We start from the raw sequence: 22,899 nt of genomic DNA on the forward strand, positions 1-22,899 counted from the left end.
ACCCTGGTTCTCGCTGGCCCACCCCGACGCGCTCCCGGTCACCGCCGACGGGGTCCGGCTGCACCACGGCAGCCGGGACACCTACTGCGCCAGCGCGCCCGCCTACCGCGACGCCGCCCGCCGGATCACCGCCGTCCTCGCCGACCGCTACCGGGACCACCCGGCGCTCGCGCTCTGGCACGTGCACAACGAGTACGGCACCACCTGCCATTGCCCACACGCCACCGGGTCGTTCCGGCGGTGGCTACGGACCCGCTACGGGGACCTCGACACGCTCAACGACGCCTGGACGACGAGCTTCTGGAGCCAGCACTACTCCGACTGGGCGCAGATCGGCACCCCCCGCGCCACCCAGTACCTGCCGAACCCGGCCCAGTTGCTGGACTTCCGGCGCTTCTGGTCCGACGAACTGCTCGGCGCGTACACCGAGCAGCGGGACCTGCTCCGCACGGCGACCCCGCACGTCCCGGTGACCACCAACTACGTGCTCGGCAACTGGGTACCGGTCGACCACGCCCGGTGGGCCGCCGAGGTGGACCTGGTCGCCGTCGACCACTACCCGTCGGCGGCCGGCCCGCAGGCCGAGGAACAGACCGCGCTCGCCGCCGACCTGGCCCGGGGCTGGGCCCGGCACGGCGCCCGGCTCCGGGCCCGGACGCGACCTACCGCCGTGCCGGCCGGGCCGTCGGCCGCCGGCCCCGCCGCCGACGGCTCCTGGCTGCTGATGGAGAGCGCGCCGAACCTGATCTACACCCCGGGACGGATGCACACCAAGGAACCGGGACGGATGGCCCGGCACAGCCTGGCCCACGTCGCCCGGGGCTCCCGGGGCGCGATGTTCTTCCAGTGGCGGGCCCCGCGCGGCGGTGCCGAACTCTTCCACTCCGCGCTGGTGCCGCACGCCGGCCCGGACAGCCGGGTGTTCCGGGAGACCGTCGAACTGGGTACCGCCCTGGACCGGCTGACCGAGGTGTCCGCCGGGACGGTGCAGGCCCCGGTCGCCGTCGGCTGGGACGCCGCCTGCGGATGGGCGCTGCAACAGCCCGGCCTCCCGGACGACCGGCTCGACCACCACGAGGAGGTGTCGGCGGTACACCGGTCCCTGTGGCGGGCCGGGTTCGGCTGCGACGTGGTGCTGCCCGGTGACCCGCTGGACGGGTACGCCCTGCTCGTGCTCCCCGCGCTCTACCTGACCTCCGACGACACCGCCCGGTGGGTCCGCGAGTGGGTGCACGGCGGCGGTCACCTGCTGGTCAGCTACCTCAGCGGCATCGCCGACGGGTACGGCCGGATCCGGCTCGGCGGGTACCCGGGCGCGTTCCGGGACGTGCTCGGCGTCCGGGTCGAGGAGTTCCACCCGCTCGCCGACGGTGACGAGGTACCGCTGTCCACCGGCGGTACCGGACGGTTCTGGAGCGAGACGGTGCACCTGACCGGCGCGGAGCAGGTCACCGCGTACGCCACCGGGGTGCTGACCGGCCGGCCCGCCGTCACCCGGCACCGGTTCGGTACCGGGGTCGCCTGGTACGTCTCGACCCGGCTGGACGACGCCAGCCACCGCCGGCTGCTCACCGACGTGGCGCACGCCGCCGGGGCGGTACCGACCTGTCCGGGGGCACCGCCCGGGGTGGAGGCGGTCCGGCGGCGGTCCGCCGACACGAGCTGGCTGTTCCTGCTCAACCACACCGATCGGCCGCAGCGGGTACCGGCCGCCGGGGTGGACCTGCTGACCGGGGCGCTGGTCGGCGGGGCGGTCACCCTGGCTCCCGGTGGGGTGGCGGTGCTCCGGGAACACCCCACCGGCCGGTGATCCACCAGCGGGCGCCGGCTTCGTCAACCACCGGCGGGCGCCGGCTTCGTCAACCACCGGCGGGCGCCGGCTCAGTCCCGCCCCGGCGGGCGCCGGAGCGCCACCAGCAGAGCGGCGACGGTCCACCCGGCGACCACGGCCAGGTGAGCCCAGGCGAAGCCGGCACCCGCCACCGCCGGACGGGTCGCGGTGAGCAGCGCCGCGCTGAGATGACCCAGCGGGAACAGGTCACCGGTCGTGGCGAGCCAACCGGGCAGCGGCGCGTCGCCGCCCACCGGGAAGACGTCCGAGACGAAGCTGAGCGGTAGCAGCGTACCCAGGGTGACCGCGGTCAACGAGCGGGCCGAGGGCAGCAGCGACGCCACCGCCAGACCGAGCGCCGCGAAGCAGGCCACCCCGAGCAGGACCGCGACCAGCACCGCCGGCAGCCGGCCGGGGTCCAGGCGTACGTCCAGGAACGCCACCGCGACGACGACCAGCAGGACCGTGGTGAGCAGCGAGACCAGCAGCGCCGCGCCGATCCGGCCAGCGAGGTACCAGCCCAGCGGCAGGGGCGTACCCCGCAACCGTTGGAGGATGCCCTGGTCCCGGGCGTACGCCACGCTCTCGGGCAGGTTGACGTAGCCGGTGACCGCCAGTGCGTAGGCGATCAGGCCGGGCAGCAGGTACTGGGGCAGGGGCAGTCCGTCCGGCCCGTTGCCCCCGAAGACGGCCGGAAAGAGCACCAGCAGCAGGACCGGGAACACCACCGCGAAGAAGATCGACAGTGGGTCGTGGCGCAGCCCGGACAGGGCGTACCCGAGTTGGCCGGTCAGCAGTGCCGCCCCCGACGGGCGTCCTGCCGGGCGTGGTGCGCCGAGGTGCCGCCGACCGGCCACCGGGTCGGCCTCGACGACAGTGGGCCCGGTGGTGCCGCCGGACGCGCCGCGGGGCGCCCAGCCGAACCGCCAGCGGGCGACGAGCCCGCCGACGACCGCCCAGCCGGCGAGGACGGCGAGGTGACCGGGGGAGAATCCGTACCCGCCCTGCGGGTCGTAGGTCTCGGCCAGCGCGCGGGCGAAGTGCTTCAACGGCAGCACCGAGCCGGTGACGTCCAGCCAGGTGGGCAACTGCGCGCCGACGAGGAAGACGTCGGAGACGAAGGCCAACGGGACGAGCAGCCCCTGGGTGAGGGTCTGCGCGGCGAGGACGGTGCGGGTGGCCGAGGCGACGGCGAGCCCCAGCGCGGCGAAGCAGGCCGCGCCGGTGACCAGGGTGAGCAGCAGGGCCGGGGTCTTGCGCCAGACGATGTCGACGCCGTAGGCGGCGACCCCCACCGTGCTGAGCAGGGCCACGGCCAGGACCGCCACGACCACCGCCGCGCCGATCCGCGCGGTCAGCACGGTCCGGGCCGGGACCGGGGTGCCGCGCATCCGCAGCAGCACCCCGTCCTCGCGGAGCACGGCGATGTCGATCGCCAGGACGCAGAAGACCGCCTCGGCGACCCCGAACACCGCGAACGGGGCGACCAGGAACTGGGCCACCGGGACCCCGGCCGGGGTCGGCTGGTCGCCGACGATCGCGGCGACGAGCACCAGGAAGGTCAGCGGGAAGACCAGCGCGAAGAACAGCGACATCGGGGTACGCAGCATGCCGCGCAGGGCGTGGCCGGTCAGCCGCCACACCACCTGACCGGTACCGGCGGCTGCCGTCGATGCCACGGCGGGACGCAGGTCAGTGGACATCGTCGACCTCCCCGGTCAGGGTGAGGTAGACGTCCTCCAGGGTGGGTTGGGTCAGGGTGAGTCCGGGCAGGTCCACGGCGCGCTGCCGGGCCCAGCCGGTGAGCCGTCCGACGTCCGGTACCGCCGTGTGGGTCTCGACCCGGACGGTGCCGCCGTCGAGGGTGACCGTGCCGGCCAGGTCGGGCAGGTCCGCGCCGGTGGTGCCGGCGGGCAGCCGGAAGGTGACCACACCGGGCAGGCGGCAGCCGTCCTGGAGTTCCTGCGGGCTGCCGACGGCGACGAGGTGCCCGGCGCGGAGTACCGCGACCCGGTCGGCGAGCCGTTCGGCCTCCTCGATGTAGTGCGTGGTCAGCAGGATCGTGGTGCCCAGGTGGCGCAGCCGGGCGATCAGGTCCCAGGCCCGGTGCCGGGCCGCCGGGTCGAAGCCGGTCGTCGGCTCGTCGAGGAAGAGCAGGTCCGGTGCGCCGACCAGGCCGAGGGCCAGGTCGAGGCGGCGTCGCTGGCCGCCGGAGAGGGCCTTGACCCGGGCGTTGCGCTTGTCGGCGAGCCCGACCAGGGTGACCAGCTCGTCCGGGTCGTGTCGCCGGGGGTAGAACGACGCCTGGAGCCGGACGAGTTCGGCGACGGTGAAGGCCTCCTCGAAGCCGGCGGACTGGAGCACGATGCCGATCCGTTCCCGGTACGCCCGGCCACCGGTGGCCGGGTCGAAGCCGAGTACCCGGACCTGCCCGCCGTCGCGGTGCCGGTAGCCCTCCAGGATCTCCACGGTGGTGGTCTTGCCGGCGCCGTTCGGGCCGAGGAGTGCGAAAACCTCCCCCTCGGCGACCTGGAAACTGATCCCGGCCACCGCCTTCAGGGCGCCGTAGCTGCGGGTCAGGTCGTCCACTTCGATGGCCGGCATACCCTCAGCGTGGCGCTGCCACCGCGCCCGGGGGAGGGTCGTTGGACCTTCCCCCGGCCGCGATGGTCCCGCCGGTGCCGGTGCCGGTGCCGGTGCCGGTGCCGGACGCGGTCAGCGCACGGACTTGTTGTAGCTGTCGATGGCGGCCGTGACGCCGGTTGCGGCCTCCTTCATGGCCTGGTCGGCGGGCTTGGCGCCGACGATGGCGGCCTCCAGGCCATCCTCGGAGGCCTTGCGGGCCTGCGGCATGACCCCGAGCAGGCAACCGGCGGAGGCGACCGACGGCGGCAGTGCGTGCAGCTGGTCCACGGCGGTACGGAACTGCGGGTACTTCTCCGTCCACGCCTTGTCGATCTGCTCCATGGCCTTGACGTTGATCGGTACGTAGCCGGTGCCGGTGTGCCACTGGGCCTGCGGGGTGGCCCCGGCGGCGAACTTGACGAACTCCCAGGCGGCCCGCTTCTCGGCCGCGCTGTGCCCGACCCCGTTGATCCACAGGGACGCGCCGCCGATGATCGGCCCGCCGGTGGAGGCGTCGCTGATCTTCGGGTACGGGGCGGTGAGCACGGTGAACTTCCCGGCCGCCGCGTCGACGTAGCCGCGCAGCACGCTGGTCGACTCCAGGTGCATGGCGACGGTGCCGGCCTTGAACGCCGCCTGGGCGTCGTCGGTCTTGCGGCCGGTGTTCGTGGCGTACCCGTTCTTCACCAGGTCGGCCCACCACTGGGCGACCTGCACGGCGGCCGGCTGGTCGAACTGCACCTTGCTGGCCAGCTGCTGCCGGCCGTTGCCGTTGTCGCAGTACTCCTTGCCGTCGGTGGCGAGCAGCTGCTCCAGCAGCCAGCCGTAGATCGCGGCGCCGAAGCCGTACCGGGTGGTCTTGCCGGAGGCGTCCTTGACGGTGAGCTTCTTCGCCAGTTCACCGATCTCGGTGAGGGTCTTCGGCGGCTTCGTCGGGTCCAGCCCGGCGGACGTGAACGCCTCCTTGTTGAGGTAGAGCAGCGGGGTGGAGGTGTTGAACGGCATCGACCAGAGCTTGCCGTCGATGGAGTAGTAGCTGGCGATGTTGGGTTCGATGTCGGCGAGCGGGAAGCCGTCCTTCTCGACGAACCGGTGCATCGGGACGACCTGCTTGGAGTCGACCATGAACCGGGTGCCGATGTCGTAGACCTGGATCAGGGCGGGGGTGTTCTTCTGCTGGACCGACGCCTTGTACTTGGCGATGGTCTCGTCGTAGTTGCCCTGGTAGACCGCCTTGACCTCGACCTTGCCACCGTTGGCGGCGTTGAAGTCGGCGACGAGCTTGTCGACCGCGGCGGCGTTGGCGCCCTTCATGGCGTGCCAGAACTCCACCGTGGTCCGACCGTCGCCGAGCGCCTCGGCGCCGGGGGCGTCCAGCGCGTCGGACGAACCACCGTCGTCCGGGCCGGAGCCGCACCCGCTGATCAGCGCGGTGGCGGTGAGCAGGGCGAGGACCGCCCGACCCGTCCGGCGTAACGGCGAATGTGCCATTGCCACTCCTTAGGGGTTCAACGCAGTGCGCCCGCGGTGAGTCCACGGACGATGTACCGCTGGCCGAAGATCACCACGGCCAGGGTGGGCAGGAGGGAGAGCGCGACACCGGCCAGGATCAGCCCGGGCTGGGCCGCCTCGGCGTCGTTGAGCTGCGAGATGCCGATCTGGAGGGTCTGGTACTCGGTGTCCCGGATCAGGATCAGCGGCCAGAAGTACTGGTTCCAGGCGGAGAGGAAGACGTACACCCCGACCGCGGCGATGGAGGGCTTGGACAGCGGGACGACGATCCGCCACAGCAGCCGCCAGTGCCCGCACCCGTCGATCACGGCCGCGTCGCGCAGCTCGGTGGGGAACTGGAGGAAGGCCTGGCGCAGCAGGAAGGTGCCGAACGCCGAGGCGAGGAACGGCAGCACCAGCCCGAGGTAGGTGAGCCCGCCCCGGGTCAGTCCCCAGTCGGAAATGGCCAGGTAGTTGGGGATGATGATGGTCTCCCAGGGCACCATCAGGGTGGCCAGGAAGAGGGCGAAGGTGGCCGCCCGGGCGGGCATCCGCAGGAACGCGAAGGCGTACGCGGCGAGGATGCTGGTCACCACCTGGGCGAGGGTGATCACCCCGGCCTGTACCGCCGAGTTCAGGTAGAACCGGCCCAGCGGGACGGTGCTGAACACGTCGGTGACGTTGCGCCAGTGCAGTCCGCTCGGTACCAGGGCCGGCGGGTAGCTGGCCAGGTCGCCGGGGCCCATCACCGCGCCGGCGAACGCGTAGTAGACCGGGAACAGGACCGGGATCAGGGCCAGGGTGAGGACCACGTAGACGGCGATCCGGCCGGGTCGCAGCTTCTTCACCGGTAGTGCACCCGCCGTTCCAGGATGCCGAACTGCACCGCCGTGCAGGCCAGCATGATCAGCAGCAGGACGACGGCCTGGGCGCTGGCCGCGCCGAAGTCCGAGGAGCCGTACGCGAAGGCCCGTTCGTAGATCGAGTAGACCAGCGTGCTGGTCGCGTCGTCCGGGCCGCCCTTGGTCAGGATGTGGATCTGACCGAAGCTCTGGAGTGCGTGGATGGTGGAGACCACCACGAGGAAGAACAGTTGCGGGGAGAGCAGCGGGATGGTGATCCCGGTGGCGAGTCGCCAGCCGGTGGCACCGTCGAGCCGGGCCGCCTCCACCACCTCCTGCGGGATGGCCGCCACCCCGGCGGAGAGGACCAGTACGTTGTAGCCAAGGTTCATCCAGACGGTGGCCGCGCCGACCGCGGGCAGCGCGATGGACGGGTCGGTGAGCCAGTCGACCCGGTCGACGCCGACCGCGCCGAGCAGCCCGTTGGCGATCCCGATGGCCGGGTTGTAGATGACCGCGAAGACCACCGACGCGGTCGCCACGCTGAACGCGAAGGGCAGGGCGAAGGCGGTCCGCAGCACCCGTACGCCCCGGATCCGGGACTCCAGCAGGAGCACCACCAGCAGTGCCCCGAGCACCGCAGGCAGGACGCTGATCAGGGTGAACAGTGCCGTGGTGGCGAGGATCCCGGCGAAGGAGGCGGAGAACATGTCGGCGTAGTGGTCGAGGCCGACGTACGCGCCGGGCGCGCCGAAGATGTCGTTGCCGTGGGTGGACAGGTAGAGGGTCCGGCCGAGCGGCCAGAAGATGAACAGCGCGAAGACCGCCACCGAGGGCAGCAGCAGCAACCAGGACAGCGCGCGTTCGCGCCGGGGGCCGGAGGTGGTGGTTGCTCCGCTGGGTGACCGTTCCACGACCAGAGGGGGAGACACCGGGGCACCCTACCAACGATGGTCGATTGAAGAAATGCTCCGGACACCGGCGCGTCATCTGGCAGCAACCTTCACCTGCGGTTTCCTGGTCGGCTGAACGACCGTTGACGTCCAGATAGATGCATGTCATTGTTCCGGTCACCTGGACATGGACAGCGCAGCCCGCCGGGGTTGCCGTGGAAGCCGCCCGTGGCGACCGCGGGTCCTGCCCGGGTGCAGGGACCGCCGCTTCCACCTAGGAGTCTCCATGAGACGCAGAACGCTGAACCTGGGCACCGCCGTCGCCCTCCTCGCCGGGGCGACCGCGGTGTTCGTCGCCCAGCCGGTACCCGCGGTGCCGCCCGCCGCCCCGGCGGCCCTGGCCGCGCCGGACATCTCCATCACCAACGTCCAGGCGCACCTGACCCAGTTCCAGACCATCGCCACCCAGAACGGCGGCAACCGGCGGGCCGGCTCGGCGGGCTACACCGCCTCGGTGGCCTACGTGAAGTCCCGGCTCCAGTCGGCCGGTTACACCGTCACCGAGCAGTACTGCTCGGACTGCACGTACCCGTCGAACAACCTGATCGCCGAGTGGCCCGGCGGCCCGGCCGACCAGGTCGTCATGTTCGGTGCGCACCTCGACGGCGTCTCGGCCGGACCCGGGATCAACGACAACGGCTCCGGCTCGGCGGCCCTGCTGGAGAACGCGCTGGTCCTGGCCCAGCAGAACCCGACGATGACCAAGCGGGTCCGCTTCGCCTGGTGGACCGACGAGGAGCAGGGGCTCAACGGGTCGGACTTCTACGTCCGGTCGCTGACCACCACCCAGCGCGGCTACATCAAGGGGTACTACAACTTCGACATGGTGGGCTCCACCAACGGCGGGTACTTCATCAACCGGATCACTTCGGCCACCGCCGCGCCGTTGAAGGAGTACTGGGACTCGCTGAACCTCCAGCCCGAGGAGAACGTGGAGGGCCAGGGCCGCTCCGACGACTACTCGTTCGCCCGGTACAGCATCCAGACCTCCGGGTACGCGGCCGGCGCCAGCGCGCGCAAGACCTCGACCCAGGCCGCCAAGTGGGGTGGCACCTCCGGCGCCTCGTACGACCCCTGCTACCACCGTTCCTGCGACACGAGCAGCAACATCAGCACCACCCACCTGAACCGCTCCGCGGACGGCATCGCGTACGCGATCTGGCAGCTCGCGGTCGGCTCGGGCACCCCGACCAACGACTTCTCCGTGTCGGTGAGCCCGACCTCGGGCAGCGTCGCGCCGGGCGCCTCCACCACGGCCACGGTGTCCACCGCGACCACCAGCGGCTCGGCGCAGACCGTGGCGCTGTCCGCCTCGGGTGCGCCGGCCGGGGTGACCGTGTCGTTCAGCCCCTCCTCGGTCACCTCCGGCGGCTCGTCCACGATGACCGTGGCCGCGTCGTCGTCGGCGCCGGCCGGTACCTACACCATCACGGTGACCGGCACCGGGTCGGCGACCCGGACCGCCACGTACAGCGTGACGGTGACCGGTAGCGGCGGCTGCACCGGTGGACAGCTCATCGGCAACAGCAGCTTCGAGAACGGCACCACGCCGTGGACCGCCTCGACCGGCGTGATCACCAACTCGGCCAGCCAGCCCGCGCGGACCGGTTCGTACAAGGCGTGGCTGAACGGGGCCGGCTACAGCCTCACCGAGACGCTGTCGCAGTCGGTGACCATCCCGGCGGGTTGTGCGTCGTACACGCTGGCGTTCTACCTGCACATCGACACCGCCGAGACCACCACGTCCATCGCGTACGACCGGCTGACCGTCCAGGTGGGCACCACCACGCTGGCGACGTACTCGAACCTGAACAAGGCCGCCGGGTACACGCTGCGGACGTTCAACCTGGCCGCGTACGCGGGGCAGACGGTGACGCTGAAGTTCACCGGCGTGGAGGACTCCTCGTTGCAGACGAGCTTCGTCATCGACGACGTGACCCTCCAGGCAAGCTGACGACCCGGGGGCGGGTGGGTGCCGTGGCGCCCACCCGCCCCCGGCGTCACTCCTCGGCGCCCCGGTAGGCGTAGATGCCCTCGACGAACTTGCGGCGCAGCGGCGGTACCCGGCTGGTGACGGTGAAGTACCCCCGGGCGGCCAGCAGGGCGAGCCGCCCCACCACGGGTCGGTAGAGCGGGTCGTCGCCGTCGGTGCCGCTGTTGCGCAGCGAGTCGGCGACCCGGGCGAAGCCGTACGGGATCATCTTCGCCTCGTAGTCCGCGACCGCCTCCAGCAGGGACTTTTCCCCGGCGGCGGCGGCGACGAGCTGCCGGCGCAGCAGGGCCGCGTCGCGGAGCGCGGTGTTCGCCCCGATCCCGCGGCCCGGGGTCATCGTGTGGATGGCGTCGCCCAGCAGGGTGACGGTGCTGCTCTTCCACGGCGCCACCGGCTCCGAGGTGGACACCTTCACCGGCATCGCGCTGCCCCGGTCGCTGCTGGCGAGCAGTTCCCGCAGGTGGGGATGCCAGTTCGGGGTCAGGCCGAGGGCCACCTTGACCAGGTCCTCGCCGCGTCGTTGCATGATGTCGGCCGGGAAGCGGTGACCGGCGGTCCAGACGACCAGGGCGACGTAGTCGCGGGTGTCGTCGTGGCGCAGCCCCGACCACCGGGCGAGCAGGTCGGCGTCCCGGGGATCGACCCCGGCCTTGACGGCACCGTTGCGGTCCCATTTGAACTCCATGACGTGCAGCACGCCCATCACGCCGCCACTGCCGAAGATCAGCGAGATGCCCTTCAGGACGTGTTCCGGCAGCAGGGCCCGGACGCGTCCGGTGAGCGGGGTCTTGGTGGCGATGTTGATGGTGCCGGCCGGGTGGACCCGGGCGTGCGGCAGGTACTGCCGTCGGACCGCCGAGTGGGTGCCGTCCGCGCCGACCAGCAGGTCGGCCGTGTCCCGGGTACCGTCGGCGAAGTAGGCGGTGACCCTGCCGTCGTCGTGCTGTTCGTAGTGGGTGAAGGTCTTGTCGAACCGCACCACGTCGTCCATGCCGGTGAGCAGCACCTGCCGCAGGGTCATCCGGGACACCGACTGGTCGGTGTCGGTCGCGGCGGCGTCCGCGTGCAGGGTGAACGAGGCGGTGTCGCGCAGCTTCTCGGTGAGGACGTTGAAGTAACGCGGGGTGCGGGCGCAGGTGACGACGAAGGTGTCGAACAACTCCGGGGGCAGGCAGTCCCGGAGGGCCCGGCTGCCGATCGGTCCGATGCCGATCCGGTAACCGAGCAGCCCGTCGGTGCGGGTGCGGTGGCGCTCGTAGACGGTGACGGCGATCCCGGACCGGCGCAACCCGTGGGCCAGGCACATTCCGCCCGTCCCGGCGCCGATGACGATGACCCGGAGCGGATGTCGGCTGGTCACCGGCGCACCACGCCGGGCATGTCCCAGTGGTAGATGCAGGCGGCCATGGCGTCGCGGGGGCTGCGTGCGGTCGGCAGGTACGGTTCGGTGCAGCCGGACAGCCGCTGGAAGACCCGACGGAACGCGGGGTGCTCCTGCTCCCTGGCGGTCATGGTCGGGTCGGCGTCGGTCTCCATCAGATGCAGGTAGAGGTCGCCGAGCCGGTAGAGGGACCGGTGCCGGACACCGGTGATGACGGGCAGCTCGGTTCCGTCGGCCTCGGCGAAGATCTCCGCCAGTTCACCGTCCGCGCCCGGCAGCACCTTCCCGACGATCAGCAGTCGATTCATCCGGTCTCTCCCCCATCGTGCTGGTGGCCCGCGTGGCGCGGGTGCGGGGTCCGTCCGCCCGCGCCCCACGGTGCGACCGGCAGCGTCAACCGGACGTCACCGGCACGGGGCCCGGGGCACGCGGGGCGGTGACGCGGCCGGTGCCGGACCGGACGCCGGGGCGTTCCCGACCGGTCCGGTCAGGAATGCCGGTACGGGGGAGTCCGCCGCCGCGACGACCGTCCATAATGCATTAACGGACGGTCGGATCGGCTCGACGTCGGTTTCGGGCAGTCCGTCGGGATGCGGAAAAACGGATGGGAATGGTCGACGTTCCAGATAACCGGGCATTGGTCCGAAGTAACTCGCACCCGCCGGTCCGCTGCCCTGATCGGCAACGTTGCAGTACGTGACGACGGCGTGTCAGACTGTTGGGCGGAGTCCTGGTTGCGCCGTGGAGTATTCGGCGCCTATCGCCGAACGGACTAGATTCTTCGGTCAAACAGGCCATGTTCGATAGTTCTTTCGGCTGAAACACGCCCCTCGATCTTTCCATGCGGCGATCGAGCCCTATGCTGTCTCCACTGTAGAAATCCTGGGGGGGATCATGGTTGCGGGCATCAGACTGTGCTCGTCTGCCCTTGTCCGGGCGGTAATTCCGCGCTGAAATGACAAACGCTACAGTTCTCGACCGCTTCGTCGAAGCGGCGCACCGTCACGCCGCGCGTCCAGCGATTCTCGAATCCGACCGGTCGCTGACCTATGCCGATCTGTCCGACATGGCCGGCGGGTACGCCCGGGCACTCGTCGGGGCCGGTGTCCGACCGGGGGACCGCGTCGCCCTGCTGACCCCGCACGGCACGCCGACCATCGCGGCGATCCTCGGCACCCTGGCCGTCGGTGGGGTGTACGTCCCGTTGGACCCGGGCTTCCCGATCGAACGGCTGAGACTGATGTGCGCCGGTTCCGGTGCCGCCACGGTGCTCGCCGATCCCGCCCACACCGGTCTGGCCGTGGACCTCGTCGGCCCGACCGGCCGGGTGGTCGGCACCGACCGGGTCGTGCCCGGCCCGCTGTCCCCGGTCGTGGTCGCCGGGGACGACCTGGCGTACGTGCTGTTCACCTCCGGCTCCACCGGAACGCCCAAGGCGGTCGGACAGACCCACCGCAACCTGCTGCACGCCGTGCAGAACCAGATCGACACCCTGGCGCTCACCCCCGCCGACCGGCTCAGCCTGCTCGCCTCGTTCGGGTTCGACGCCGCCATCCCCGACCTCTACCCGGCCCTGCTCACCGGCGCCACGGTCGTCCCGGTGGAGCTGCGTCGGCACGGCCTGCCGTACGCGGCCCGGGAACTCGCCCGGCACCGGGTCACCGTCTACCACTCCACCCCCACCGTCTACCGGTACCTGCTCGGCACCCTCGGCGCCGACCGGTTGCCGGACGTCCGGGTGGTCCTGCTCGGCGGGGAACAGTCCACCTACGACGACGTACGACGGGGTCGGGCACACTTCGCCGCCGACTGCCTGTTCGTCAACGGCTACGGCGCCACCGAGGTCACCTTCGCCGCGCAGTACCGGATCCGGGGTGCGGACCTCGACGCCGACCGGAGCGGACCGTTGCCGATCGGCGTGGCCCTGCCCGGGTACCAGGTGAGCACGCTGCCCGACACCGGTGAACTGGTGGTCCGCAGCCACCACCTCGCCCCCGGCTACCTCAACCAGACCAGCGACCGGTTCGGCGTCGACCCCGACGGGGTGCCCACGTACCGCACCGGTGACCTGGGCGCGGTCGACGACGACGGCCTGCTGCGCTGCCTCGGCCGACTCGACCGGCAGGTGAAGATCCGGGGTTTCCGGGTGGAACTGACCGAGATCGAGTCGGTGCTGAGCGCCGAGCCCGGGATCGTCGCCGCCCGGGCCGTCGCCCGCGACGGCGAACTGCTCGCCTACGTCCGGCCGACGCCGGCCGGCGGCACGGACCCGGCCCCGACGTCGGCCGGTGGTACGGGCCCGGTCCGGCCGGAGCCGGCGGGGACGGGCCCGGGTCGGCCCGACCCGGCCCGGTTGCGGGCCGTCCTGGCCGCCCGGCTGCCGGACCACGCGCTGCCCCGCGCGGTGCTGGTGCTGGACGAGTTCCCGCTCACCGTCACCGGCAAGATCGACGAGCGGGCGCTGCCGGACCCGCCGCGCCCGGTCGCCCCCGCCGACCTCCCGCGTACCGCCACCGAGCGGGCCGTGCACGACATCTGGGCCGCCGTGCTCCGGGTCGACCCCATCGGCCGCAGCGACAGCTTCTTCGACCTGGGTGGGCACTCCCTGCTGCTCGGCGAGGTCCAGCAGCGGCTGGCCGGGCGGTTCGGCGTGCCGGTGCCGATGACCCGGCTCTTCGCCCACCCGACCATCGCCGCCCAGGCCGCCTACCTGGACACCGCCGGTACCCCCGAGGGCGGCACCGCACCGGCCACCACCACCGGCCCGGCCACCGGCGGCCCACTGCCGGTCGGCACCACCCGGGAGTACACCGGCGACGAGATCGCCGTGGTGGGCCTGGCCGGCCGGTTCCCGGGCGCCCCCGACGTGGCCACCCTGTGGTGGAACCTCTGCGCCGGGGTCGACGCCATCCACGACTACACCGACGCCGAACTGGCCGACCTCGGCATCGGCCCCGGCCTGCGCGCCGACCCCCGGCACGTGAAGGCCGGCGGGCTGCTGCCCGGTGTCGCCGACTTCGACGCCGAGTTCTTCGGCTTCGGCGCCGACGAGGCGGCGCGTACCGACCCGCAGCACCGGATCTTCCTGGAGACCGCCTGGGAGGCGATGGAGGACGCCGGACACGACCCGGAGACGTTCCCCGGGCTGGTCGGGGTCTTCTCGGCGACCTCGGCCAACCGCTACTTCCTGTTCCACCTGATGGACAACCCGGCCGTCGTCGGCACCCCCGACCCGGACGACTGGGAGGCCCGGCTGGTCGGCCGGCAGTTCACCGACCACCTGCCCGGCCAGGTGGCGTACCGGCTGGGCCTGACCGGACCGGCCGTGGCCACCCAGAGCGCCTGCTCCAGTTCCCTGGTGGCGGTGAGCCTCGCCGCCCAGAGCCTGGCCGACTACCAGTGCGACATCGCCCTCGCCGGCGGGGTCAGCGTCACCTGGCCCCGCTACCGGCACACGCCGGGCGGACTCGCCTCACCGGACGGTCGCTGCCGGGCCTTCGACGAGGCCGCCGCCGGCAGCGGGTTCAGTTCCGGCGCCGGCGTGGTGGTGCTGCGCCGCCTCGCCGACGCGCTCGCCGACCACGACCACGTGTACGCCATTCTGCCGGGCTGGGCGGTCACCAACGACGGTGCCGAGCGGGCCGGGTACGCGGTACCCGGTCCGGCCGGCCAGGTCGCCGCGATCGCCGGGGCGCTCGCCGCCGCCGAGGTAGCGCCGGGCGAGGTCGGCCTGGTCGAGGCGCACGGCAGCGGCACGCCACTGGGCGACGCCATCGAGGTCTCCGCGCTCAACGAGGTCTACCGGGGCGTCGCGCCGGCCGGCCGGTGCGCGCTCGGCTCGATCAAGACCAACATCGGGCACCTGGACGCCGGTGCCGGGGTGGCCGGGCTGATCAAGGCGGTGCTCGCCGTCCGGCACGGGGTGATCCCGCCGAACCTGCACTTCACCCGCCCGCACCCCGAGGTCGAGCTGGACGGTGGCCCGTTCCACGTCCCGACGAAGCCGGCCCAGTGGCCGGACACCGCCCGGCGGGTCGCCGGGGTCAGCTCCTTCGGCCTCGGCGGCACCAACGCGCACGTGGTCGTCGAGCAGGCGCCCCCGGCCGGGCCGGCCGACCCGGACGGCGCGGTGGCCCACCTGCTGCTGCTGTCGGCGCGTACCCCGCAGGCCCTGCGCGCGGTGATCACCCGGCTGCGTCAGCATCTGGTCACCGAGGCGCCGGCACTGGCCGACGTCGCCTACACCCTCGCCGTCGGCCGGCGCGCCTTCGGCTGCCGGGCGGCCGTCGCCGCCCGCACCCTCGTCGAGGCCGTCGCCGCCCTCGACCAGCTGCTCGACACTGGCGACGACCTGGCCGGCGGTCCCGCCGAGCTGCTCGCCCTCGCCGGTGGCTGGGTCGACGGCGAGGACGTCGACGGCGAGGAGCTGTACCAGGGCGACACCGGGCGCCGTGTCCCGTTGCCCACCTATCCCTTCCAGCGCGACCGGTACTGGATCGATCCGCCACCCAAGGAGGGCCAGCGGTGAACTGGTTCGTCTCCGCCGGAGTCCGCCCCACGGCTCCGGTCCAGTTGTTCTGCCTGCCCTACGCCGGGGCCGGGGCCAGCGCCTTCCGCACCTGGCAGGCCGAGTTCGGCGCCGGGGTCGAGGTACTGGCCGTGCAGTTGCCCGGCCGGGAGAACCGGATCGCCGAGGACCCCCGGTTCACGGTGGCCGACGTGGCGACCGCGATCAGCGGGCGGGCCGACCGGCCGTACGCCATCTACGGCCACTCGATGGGTGGCCGGGTCGGCTTCGAGGTGGTGCGGGAGCTGCGTCGACGCGGCGCCGAACTGCCGGTACGGCTCTACGTGGGCGGCGCCCGCGCCCCGCACGTCACCGCGTCCAGCCTGTTCGACGGGCTGTCCCAGGTGGACGACGACGAGCTGCTACGCCGGCTCTCCGACGGCGGTGGCCTGCCCGCCGGGATGCTCGACCACCCGGAGCTGGTGGAGCTGCTGCTGCCCCTGCTGCGGGCCGACTTCGGCCGGGTCGACGACTACACCTACCTGCCCGGGGAGCCGCTGCCGGTGCCGATCGTGGCCTTCTCCGGTACCGGGGACCGGGCGGTCAGCCGGGAGCAGAGCGCCGCCTGGGCGCAGCACAGCGCCGCCGGGTTCACCCTGCACGAGCTGGCCGGCGGGCACTTCTTCCTGCACGACGCGCTGCCCCGACTGGCCGCGTTGATCACCGCCGACCTGCGTGGCGCGCTCACCGGCGGCACCACCACCGGCGGCACCACCACCGGCTCCGCCGCGAGCGGCGAAGCGGTGCCGGCGAACGCCGGTACCCACCGCGTCCCGCTCGGTGACACCGGCTGGTCGGTGTGGCGTGACGCGATCCTGCGCAGCACCGGTTTCCCCGCCGACGGGCTGACCGAACTCGCCGCGCCGGAGGCCGCCGCCGCAGCCGACCACGTCGTCGCCACCGGCAGCGGGGCGGACCTGTTCGACAAGGAGTTCGCCGAGGCGCTGCGGGCCGGCGGTGCCCGGCTGACCGCACTGGCCGGCGACCCGCTGGTGCGGGAGGCGGTCACCTGGCAGAACACCAATGCGCTGCCCGCCCTGGACGGCCTGGTCGCCGCCGGGCCCGACGCGCCCCGCAACGTCCGCCGCCGGGACCGGGAGAAGTCGCTGCTGAAGTACTGGCAGCGGTACTGCGGCAAGAACGAGACCGTCGGGTTCTTCGGCCCCTCCTGCTGGGTGCGTATCGACCCGGCCGAACCCCGGGCCGCCGTGGTGACCCCGGGCCCCGCACTGACCCGGCGCCGCTGGGTCGTCTTCGAGTCGTGGGCGCTGGCCGCGTACGCCGACACGATCGGTGCCGAGCTGGCCGTCCGGCAGTGGTGGCCGCCGATGCTCTGCGCCCACCTGAGCCTGGTCGACCGGACCGTCCTGCGCCCCGGCCGGCCACCGGTGCAGCTCTCCCCGGTGGAGGCCGCGCTGGTCGCCCGCTGCGACGGGCGCCGTCCCGCGACCGAGGTGGTCGCCGACCCGGCGATCGGCCTGCGCCGGCCGGAGGACGGGTACGCGATGCTCGACCGGCTCGTCGAGCGGGAACTGGTCAGCTGGGAAGCCGGACTGCCGGTCAGCCCGGACGCCGAGCGGGTACTCGGCACCCGGATCGACGCCATCGGTGACGAGGCGACCCGGACCGCCGCCCGGGCCGGCTTCGACCGGCTGTGTGCCGCCCGGGACGCGGTCGCCGACGCGGCCGGTGACCCGGACCGGCTGCGGGTGGCGCTCGCCGACCTGGACGGGGTGTTCACCGAGCTGACCGGCCAGTCGCCGCGTCGCCGGGGTGGCCAGATGTACGCCGGCCGGACCCTGGTCTACGAGGACACCAGCCGGGACCTCGACGCGGTGTTCGGGGCGGCCCTGTTCGACCGGATCGCCGCCCCGATGGGGCTGCTGCTCCAGGCCGCCCGCTGGATGGTCACCGCGCTGCGGGACGCGTACGGCGCGGTGTTCCGCCAGCTCTACGAGGAGCTGGCCGCCGAGGCGGGCGACGAGCCGGTCTCCTTCGCCGACCTGTGGTACCTCACCCAGGGCATGTTCTGGGGCACCGGCGAACGCCCGGTGGACGCGGTCGCCGCCGAGTTCGCCCGGCGCTGGGCGGGCGTGTTCGGTCTCGACGACGCCCCGGCCGGTACCACCGAGATCCGGGTCTCCGTCGCCGACCTCGCCGCGCGGGTCGCGCAGGTCTTCCCGGCCGGTCGACCGGACTGGACCGGTGGCCGGCTGCACAGCCCCGACCTGCAGATCTGCGCCACGGATGCGGACGCGCTGGCCCGGGGTGAGTTCACCGTGGTGCTGGGTGAACTGCACGCCGCCTGGCCGTCGTTCGACTGCGAGGTGTTCACCCCGTCGCACCCGGACCCGGAGCAGCTGCGCACCGCGCTCGCCGAGGACCTCGGCGGCCAGCGGATCCGGCTGCTGTTCCCGAACGACTGGCCACGCCGGACCAGTCGGGTGGCGGAGAGCCTGGTCGGTCCGACCGACCGGCAGCTCGCCTTCCTGCCGGCGCCGGGCGCCGACCCGGACCGGGTGCTGCCGACGGTCGACCTCACCGTCTCCGAGGTCGACGGTGAGCTGGTCGCCACCGCCCGCGACGGTGCCCGGTGGACGTTGACCGAGATGTTCGCCGGTCTGCTCTCCGCGCACGCCGTGGACGGGTTCAAGCTGGTCGCGGCGGCGCCGTACACGCCCCGGATCACCCTGGACGAGCTGGTCGTCGCCCGGCAGACCTGGCGTACCACGGTCGGTGCGAGCGGCCTGGCGGACGTCACCGCCGAACGGGACCGGTTCCTGGCGGTCCGCCGCTGGCGGCGGGAACTCGGCCTGCCGGAGCGGGTCTACTACAAGATCGGCACCGAGACCAAGCCCTGCTTCGCCGACCTGAGCAGCCCGTTCTACGCCTCGCTGCTCTGCGCGATGGTCCGGGCCGCCCGCAAGGAGGCCGGCGACGACGTGTCGCTGGTGCTCAGCGAGATGCTGCCCACCCCGGACGCGGCGTGGGTACCCGACGCCGCCGGCCGACGCTACTTCAGTGAGCTGCGCCTGCACATCTTCGACGCCGACGACGACAGGAGCGCGAGGTGAACCACCGCTTCCCCCTCGGCGACACCGGCTGGTCGGTGTGGCGTGACGCCGGGCTGCGTACCGCCGGTTTCCCCGTCGCCGGGCTGGACCTGTTCGCCGCGCCCGACGCGGCCGTCGCCGCGGACGCCCTGCTGGCCGCCGGTCCCCGGGGCGACCGCGAGCTGACCGACGCCTTCGACAAGGCGCTGGAGGCGGCGCTCGCCGACGGCACCCGCGCGGCCAACGCCGTCGCCGCCGACCCGCTGCTGCGCGAGGCGGTCACCTGGCAGAACCGGTCCGCGCTGGTCGCCCTGGACGGACTGCTGGCCACCGCCGGCAGCCCCAGCCGGGGCTGGCGCCGCCGGGACCGGGAGAAGTCCCTGGTCCAGTACTGGCAGCGGTACTGCGGCAAGAGCGAGACCATCGGCTACTTCGGGCCGGTCTGCTGGGCCACCGTGGCCGAGTCGTCGACGCGGACCGAGGTCCGCCCCGGGCCGGGACTGGTCCGGCTCCGGCGGGTCTTCTTCGAGGCGTGGGCGCTGATGGCGTACGCCGAGGCACTCGGCGCGGACCTGGCGGTCCGCCGCTGGTGGGCGCCGGTCCGGCCGCCGCACCTGACCGTGGCGGGCCGGCGGCTGCACCGCCCGCTGCGGGCGCCGGTCGAGCTGACCCCGGTGGACGCCTGGCTGCTGGCCCGCTGCGACGGACGGACCAGCGCCGCCGACCTGGTCGGGCAGCTGCGCGCCGAGCCGGAGTTCGGGGTCCGCTCGGACGCCGACGGTTTTCTGCTGCTCGACCGGCTGGTCGAGCGGGAGCTGCTGACCTGGGACGCGGCCCTGCCGAACAACCCGGACGCCGAGGCGGTGCTGCGGGAGCGGGTGGCCGCCATCGGTGACCCGACCGACCGCGCCAAGGTGCAGGAGAGCCTGGACCGGCTCTGCGCCCGGCGGGACGCGGTGGCCGCGGCAGCCGGGGACCCGGACGCGCTGCGGGTCGCGCTGGACGCGTTGGACGCCGAGTTCACCGCCGTCACCGGTGCCGAGGCCAGCCGCCGGGGTGGCCAGATGTACGCCGGCCGGACCCTGGTCTACGAGGAGACCACCCGGGACGTCGACCTGGTGGTCGGCTCGGCGGTGCTCGACGCGCTCGCCGCGCCGTTGGCCGTCGTGCTGCGGGCGGCCCGCTGGCTGACCGCCGAGTTCGGGGCGGTCTGCGAGCGGGTCCTCACCGACCTGTACGACGAACTGGCCGCCGACGGCCCGCTGCCGCTGGCGGACATATGGTCGCTGGCGCAGGGGCTGCTCTTCGAAGCCTCCGGTCCCACGTCGACGGTGGCCGCCGAGTTCACCGCCCGCTGGTCGAAGCTGTTCGGCCTGGACACCCTCGACCCGGGGCAGGCGGAGCTGCGGCTGGACAGCGCCGACCTGGCCGACCGGGCGGCGGCCCTGTTCGACGCCGCGCACCCCGGCTGGCCGTCGGCCCGGATGCACAGCCCGGACATCCAGATCTGCGCCACCGACGTCGAGGCGATCAACCGAGGCGAGTTCCTGCTGGTCCTCGGTGAGCTGCACCCGGCGTACATCCCGTTCGACTGCGCGGTCTTCTCCCGGTTCCACCCGGACCCGGCCCGGCTGCGCGCCGACCTGGACGCCGACCTGGGCCCGGCCCGGATCCGGGTGCTCTACCCGGAGGGCTTCCCCCGGCAGACCACCCGTACCGGGCACGGCCTGACCGGCCCGGCGGACCGGCAGCTCGGCATCGACACCGCCCGGGGCGCCGAACTGGACCGGCTGGTACCGGCCACCGCGGTGCGGGTGGAGAAGGTCGACGGGAAGCTGGTCGCGGTCCTGCCCGACGGGGCCCGCTGGCCGCTGGTGGAGGTCTTCGCGAACCTGCTCGGGGCCCTGCTGCTGGACAGTTTCAAGCTGATGGCGCCGGCCGCGCACACGCCCCGGATCACCATCGACCGGCTGGTGGTGTCCCGGCGGAGCTGGCGGACCACGGTGGGCGAGACCGGCCTGACCGAGGTGACCGGTGACCGGGACCGCTACCTCGCGGTGCGCCGCTGGCGGGACCGGCTCGGCCTGCCGGAGCGGATGTTCGTCAAGGTCGGCACCGAGACCAAACCCTGCTACGTGGACCTGACCGGTCCGCTGTACGCGCAGGCGCTCTGCACCATGCTGCGCAACGCCGCCCGACACGGCGGTGACGTCGGCGTGGTGGTCACCGAGCTGCTGCCGGACACCACCGAGGCATGGCTGCCGGACGCCGCCGGGCGCGGGTACGTCAGCGAGCTGCGGTTGCAGATCACCGATGAAGCCACCTACCCGACCAGCGGAGACCTCTCGTGACCGACACCCCCGCCAGCACCACCGTGCCCGGCGTGGCGCTGCCGTATCCGGACGCCACCCTGGCCGAGCTGATCGTGGCGCAGGCCGCCCGTACCCCGGACGCGGTGGCCGTGCGGCAGTGGGACCGTGAGCTGACCTACCGGGAGCTGGTCGACCGGGCCACCGCGCTGGCCGCCGTGCTGCGCGGGTACGGCGTGGTGCCGGAGACCCGGGTGGGGATCTGCGCCTCCCGCCGGCCGGACCTGGTCGTGGCGGTGTTCGGGGTGCTGCTCGCCGGTGGCGCGTACGTGCCGCTGGACCCGGGTGGTCCGCGCGAGCGGCTGCGGGAGATCGTCGCCGACGCACAGGTGTCCATCGTGGTCGGTGACGCCGCCGCGACCGAGTTCGCCGACGAGCCGCAGCTCCGGGTGGTGGCGTTGCCGCTGACCGGGCCGGCGGCCGGCATCCCGGTGGTCGGTGGTGGCCCGGCCGCCCCCGGCAACACCGCCTACGTGCTCTACACCTCCGGCTCCACCGGCCGCCCCAAGGGCGTGCTGGTCACCCACCGCAACGTCGTCGAGTACGCCACCGGGTGCGCCGCGACGACCGGGATGGGCCCGGGTACCCGGGCGGTGGCCATCGCCTCGCTCGCCTTCGACGCCGCCGTCATCGACCTGTTCGTGCCGCTGCTGGCCGGCGGTGCGGTGCAGCTGGTACCCGCCGAGGACCGGGCCGACCCGGTCCGGTTGCACCGGTTCATCGCCGAACACGCCGTCGACTGGGGGTTCAGCAGCCCCACCATGCTCGCCCTGCTCGACCCGGCGGTGCTGCCGACCTGGCGGACCGTGCTCTGCGGCGGGGAGGCGGTCCCCGCCGAGCTGGCCGCGCGCTGGGCGCCGGGCCGGCGGTTCGTCAATGCGTACGGGCCGACCGAGGCGACCGTGGCGGCGGTCAGCGGCGAGCTGACCGGCGCGGAGGCCGACCCGGTGCCGATCGGACTGCCGGTACCCAACCACCGGGTGCACGTGGTGGACGCCGCGTTGCGTCCGGTCGCCCCCGGCGAGACCGGTGAACTGCTGGTCGGCGGGCCGGGTCTGGCCACCGGGTACCTCGACCGGCCCGGGTTGACCGCCGACCGGTTCGTGCCCGACCCGTTCTCCGGGGTACCCGGGGAGCGGCTGTACCGCACCGGTGACCTGGTCCGCCAGCAGCCCGACGGGCGGCTGGTCTACCTGGGCCGCACCGACCGGCAGGTGAAGATCCGGGGCCAGCGCATCGAGCTGGGCGAGATCGAGGCGGTCCTCGCCGGGCACCCCGGGGTGCGGCAGGCGGTGGTGGAGGTGGTGACCGGTCCGGCCGGCCCGGAACTGGTCGCCTTCCTCACCCCGGCCGACGCCCCCGACGACACCGAGCTGCGGGAGTACACCTCGGCCCGGCTGACCGGGGCGATGCAGCCGGCCCGGGTCCTGCGCCTGGCCGAACTGCCGGTCAGCCCGCTCAACGCGAAGATCGACCGGCCGGCGCTGCGGGACCTGGCGGCCCGGACCGCCCCGGCCGCCCCGGTCACCGACGACCTCGGCGACGACCGGCTGCTGCGCGCGGTCGCCGCCGTCTGGCAGCGGGCCCTCGGCGTCACGCCGTCCCGGGACACCGACTTCTTCGCCGTCGGCGGCAACTCCATCGCCGCGATGCGGCTGGTCGCCGGCCTGCGCGACGAACTGGACCGGCAGGTCGAGGCGGAGGACCTGTTCACCGGCCGGACCCTGGCCGGGCTCACCGAGCGGGTGGCGAAGGCGGCGCCGCTGCCCGGCCGGGAGCTGACCACCGGCAACC

Annotated in this window: 13 protein-coding genes; 6 read left to right on the top strand and 7 right to left on the bottom strand. The window is 73.2% G+C overall.

All coding sequences use genetic code 11. The features are described 5' to 3' along the window. Positions 1-1,810: beta-galactosidase (locus GSF22_RS12340; protein WP_208813679.1), on the top strand; the 1,810-nt coding region annotated here is incomplete at its 5' end. A gap of 71 nt (positions 1,811-1,881) precedes the next feature. Here the strand turns inward: GSF22_RS12340 and GSF22_RS12345 are convergent. The 5 genes from GSF22_RS12345 to GSF22_RS12365 form a co-directional block, all read right to left on the bottom strand. Beyond that, positions 1,882-3,534 (bottom strand): ABC transporter permease, encoded by a 1,653-nt coding sequence (locus GSF22_RS12345; protein WP_208813680.1) that lies wholly within the window; start codon positions 3,532-3,534, stop codon positions 1,882-1,884. After that, positions 3,524-4,435, bottom strand: coding sequence for an ABC transporter ATP-binding protein (locus tag GSF22_RS12350; RefSeq protein WP_208813681.1), 912 nt, complete (start codon positions 4,433-4,435; stop codon positions 3,524-3,526). Before GSF22_RS12350 ends, GSF22_RS12345 begins: the two co-directional genes overlap by 11 nt. Before the next feature lie 111 nt (positions 4,436-4,546). Continuing rightward, positions 4,547-5,947, bottom strand: a complete 1,401-nt coding sequence (locus tag GSF22_RS12355) for an ABC transporter substrate-binding protein (protein ID WP_208813682.1) — start codon at positions 5,945-5,947, stop codon at positions 4,547-4,549. A 17-nt stretch (positions 5,948-5,964) separates the two neighbouring features. Then, on the bottom strand, positions 5,965-6,795 hold the full coding sequence (locus GSF22_RS12360) for a carbohydrate ABC transporter permease (RefSeq protein ID WP_208813683.1): 831 nt from the start codon (positions 6,793-6,795) through the stop codon (positions 5,965-5,967). After that, on the bottom strand, positions 6,792-7,721 hold the full coding sequence (locus GSF22_RS12365) for a carbohydrate ABC transporter permease (RefSeq protein WP_208813684.1): 930 nt from the start codon (positions 7,719-7,721) through the stop codon (positions 6,792-6,794). The genes GSF22_RS12360 and GSF22_RS12365 overlap by 4 nt, the downstream gene beginning before the upstream one ends. 247 nt (positions 7,722-7,968) lie before the next feature. Between GSF22_RS12365 and GSF22_RS12370 the strand changes: the two genes are divergently transcribed. After that, positions 7,969-9,696 (top strand): M28 family peptidase, encoded by a 1,728-nt coding sequence (locus GSF22_RS12370; protein WP_208813685.1) that lies wholly within the window; start codon positions 7,969-7,971, stop codon positions 9,694-9,696. Positions 9,697-9,742: 46 nt separating this feature from the next. Here the strand turns inward: GSF22_RS12370 and GSF22_RS12375 are convergent, their stop codons facing one another. Together GSF22_RS12375 and GSF22_RS12380 are read right to left on the bottom strand one after the other, a co-directional pair. Further along, entirely contained in the window at positions 9,743-11,041 is a 1,299-nt protein-coding gene (locus GSF22_RS12375) for an FAD-dependent oxidoreductase (RefSeq protein WP_244367236.1), read from the bottom strand. A gap of 50 nt (positions 11,042-11,091) precedes the next feature. Further along, positions 11,092-11,424, bottom strand: coding sequence for a TcmI family type II polyketide cyclase (locus GSF22_RS12380; RefSeq protein ID WP_208813687.1), 333 nt, complete (start codon positions 11,422-11,424; stop codon positions 11,092-11,094). A gap of 647 nt (positions 11,425-12,071) precedes the next feature. On the opposite strand from GSF22_RS12380, the gene GSF22_RS12385 reads away from it, so the two are divergent. From GSF22_RS12385 to GSF22_RS12400, 4 genes are all read left to right on the top strand, one after another. Beyond that, complete coding sequence (locus GSF22_RS12385; RefSeq protein ID WP_208813688.1) at positions 12,072-15,644, top strand: AMP-binding protein; 3,573 nt, start codon at positions 12,072-12,074, stop codon at positions 15,642-15,644. Then, the gene (locus GSF22_RS12390) at positions 15,641-18,757 is read left to right on the top strand and encodes a thioesterase domain-containing protein (protein ID WP_208813689.1); all 3,117 of its coding nucleotides are present in this window, start codon (positions 15,641-15,643) and stop codon (positions 18,755-18,757) included. The genes GSF22_RS12385 and GSF22_RS12390 overlap by 4 nt, the downstream gene beginning before the upstream one ends. Further along, positions 18,754-21,087 carry a lantibiotic dehydratase gene (locus GSF22_RS12395; protein ID WP_208813690.1) on the top strand — a complete coding sequence of 778 codons (2,334 nt, stop codon included), beginning with the start codon at positions 18,754-18,756 and terminating at the stop codon, positions 21,085-21,087. The genes GSF22_RS12390 and GSF22_RS12395 overlap by 4 nt, the downstream gene beginning before the upstream one ends. Then, positions 21,084-22,899: non-ribosomal peptide synthetase (locus GSF22_RS12400; RefSeq protein WP_208813691.1), on the top strand; the 1,816-nt coding region annotated here is incomplete at its 3' end. The genes GSF22_RS12395 and GSF22_RS12400, both read left to right, overlap by 4 nt.

The sequence above is a fragment of the Micromonospora echinofusca genome (genome assembly GCF_017614955.1).
GTDB lineage: Bacteria > Actinomycetota > Actinomycetes > Mycobacteriales > Micromonosporaceae > Micromonospora > Micromonospora echinofusca_A.

Coding starts and splice junctions, on each gene's coding strand:
- GSF22_RS12380 (WP_208813687.1), bottom strand. CDS start 11,424: ATGAATCGACTGCTGATCGTCGGGAAGGTGCTGCCGGGCGCGGACGGT.
- GSF22_RS12350 (WP_208813681.1), bottom strand. CDS start 4,435: ATGCCGGCCATCGAAGTGGACGACCTGACCCGCAGCTACGGCGCCCTG.
- GSF22_RS12355 (WP_208813682.1), bottom strand. CDS start 5,947: ATGGCACATTCGCCGTTACGCCGGACGGGTCGGGCGGTCCTCGCCCTG.
- GSF22_RS12375 (WP_244367236.1), bottom strand. CDS start 11,041: ATGTGCCTGGCCCACGGGTTGCGCCGGTCCGGGATCGCCGTCACCGTC.
- GSF22_RS12345 (WP_208813680.1), bottom strand. CDS start 3,534: ATGTCCACTGACCTGCGTCCCGCCGTGGCATCGACGGCAGCCGCCGGT.
- GSF22_RS12370 (WP_208813685.1), top strand. CDS start 7,969: ATGAGACGCAGAACGCTGAACCTGGGCACCGCCGTCGCCCTCCTCGCC.
- GSF22_RS12385 (WP_208813688.1), top strand. CDS start 12,072: ATGACAAACGCTACAGTTCTCGACCGCTTCGTCGAAGCGGCGCACCGT.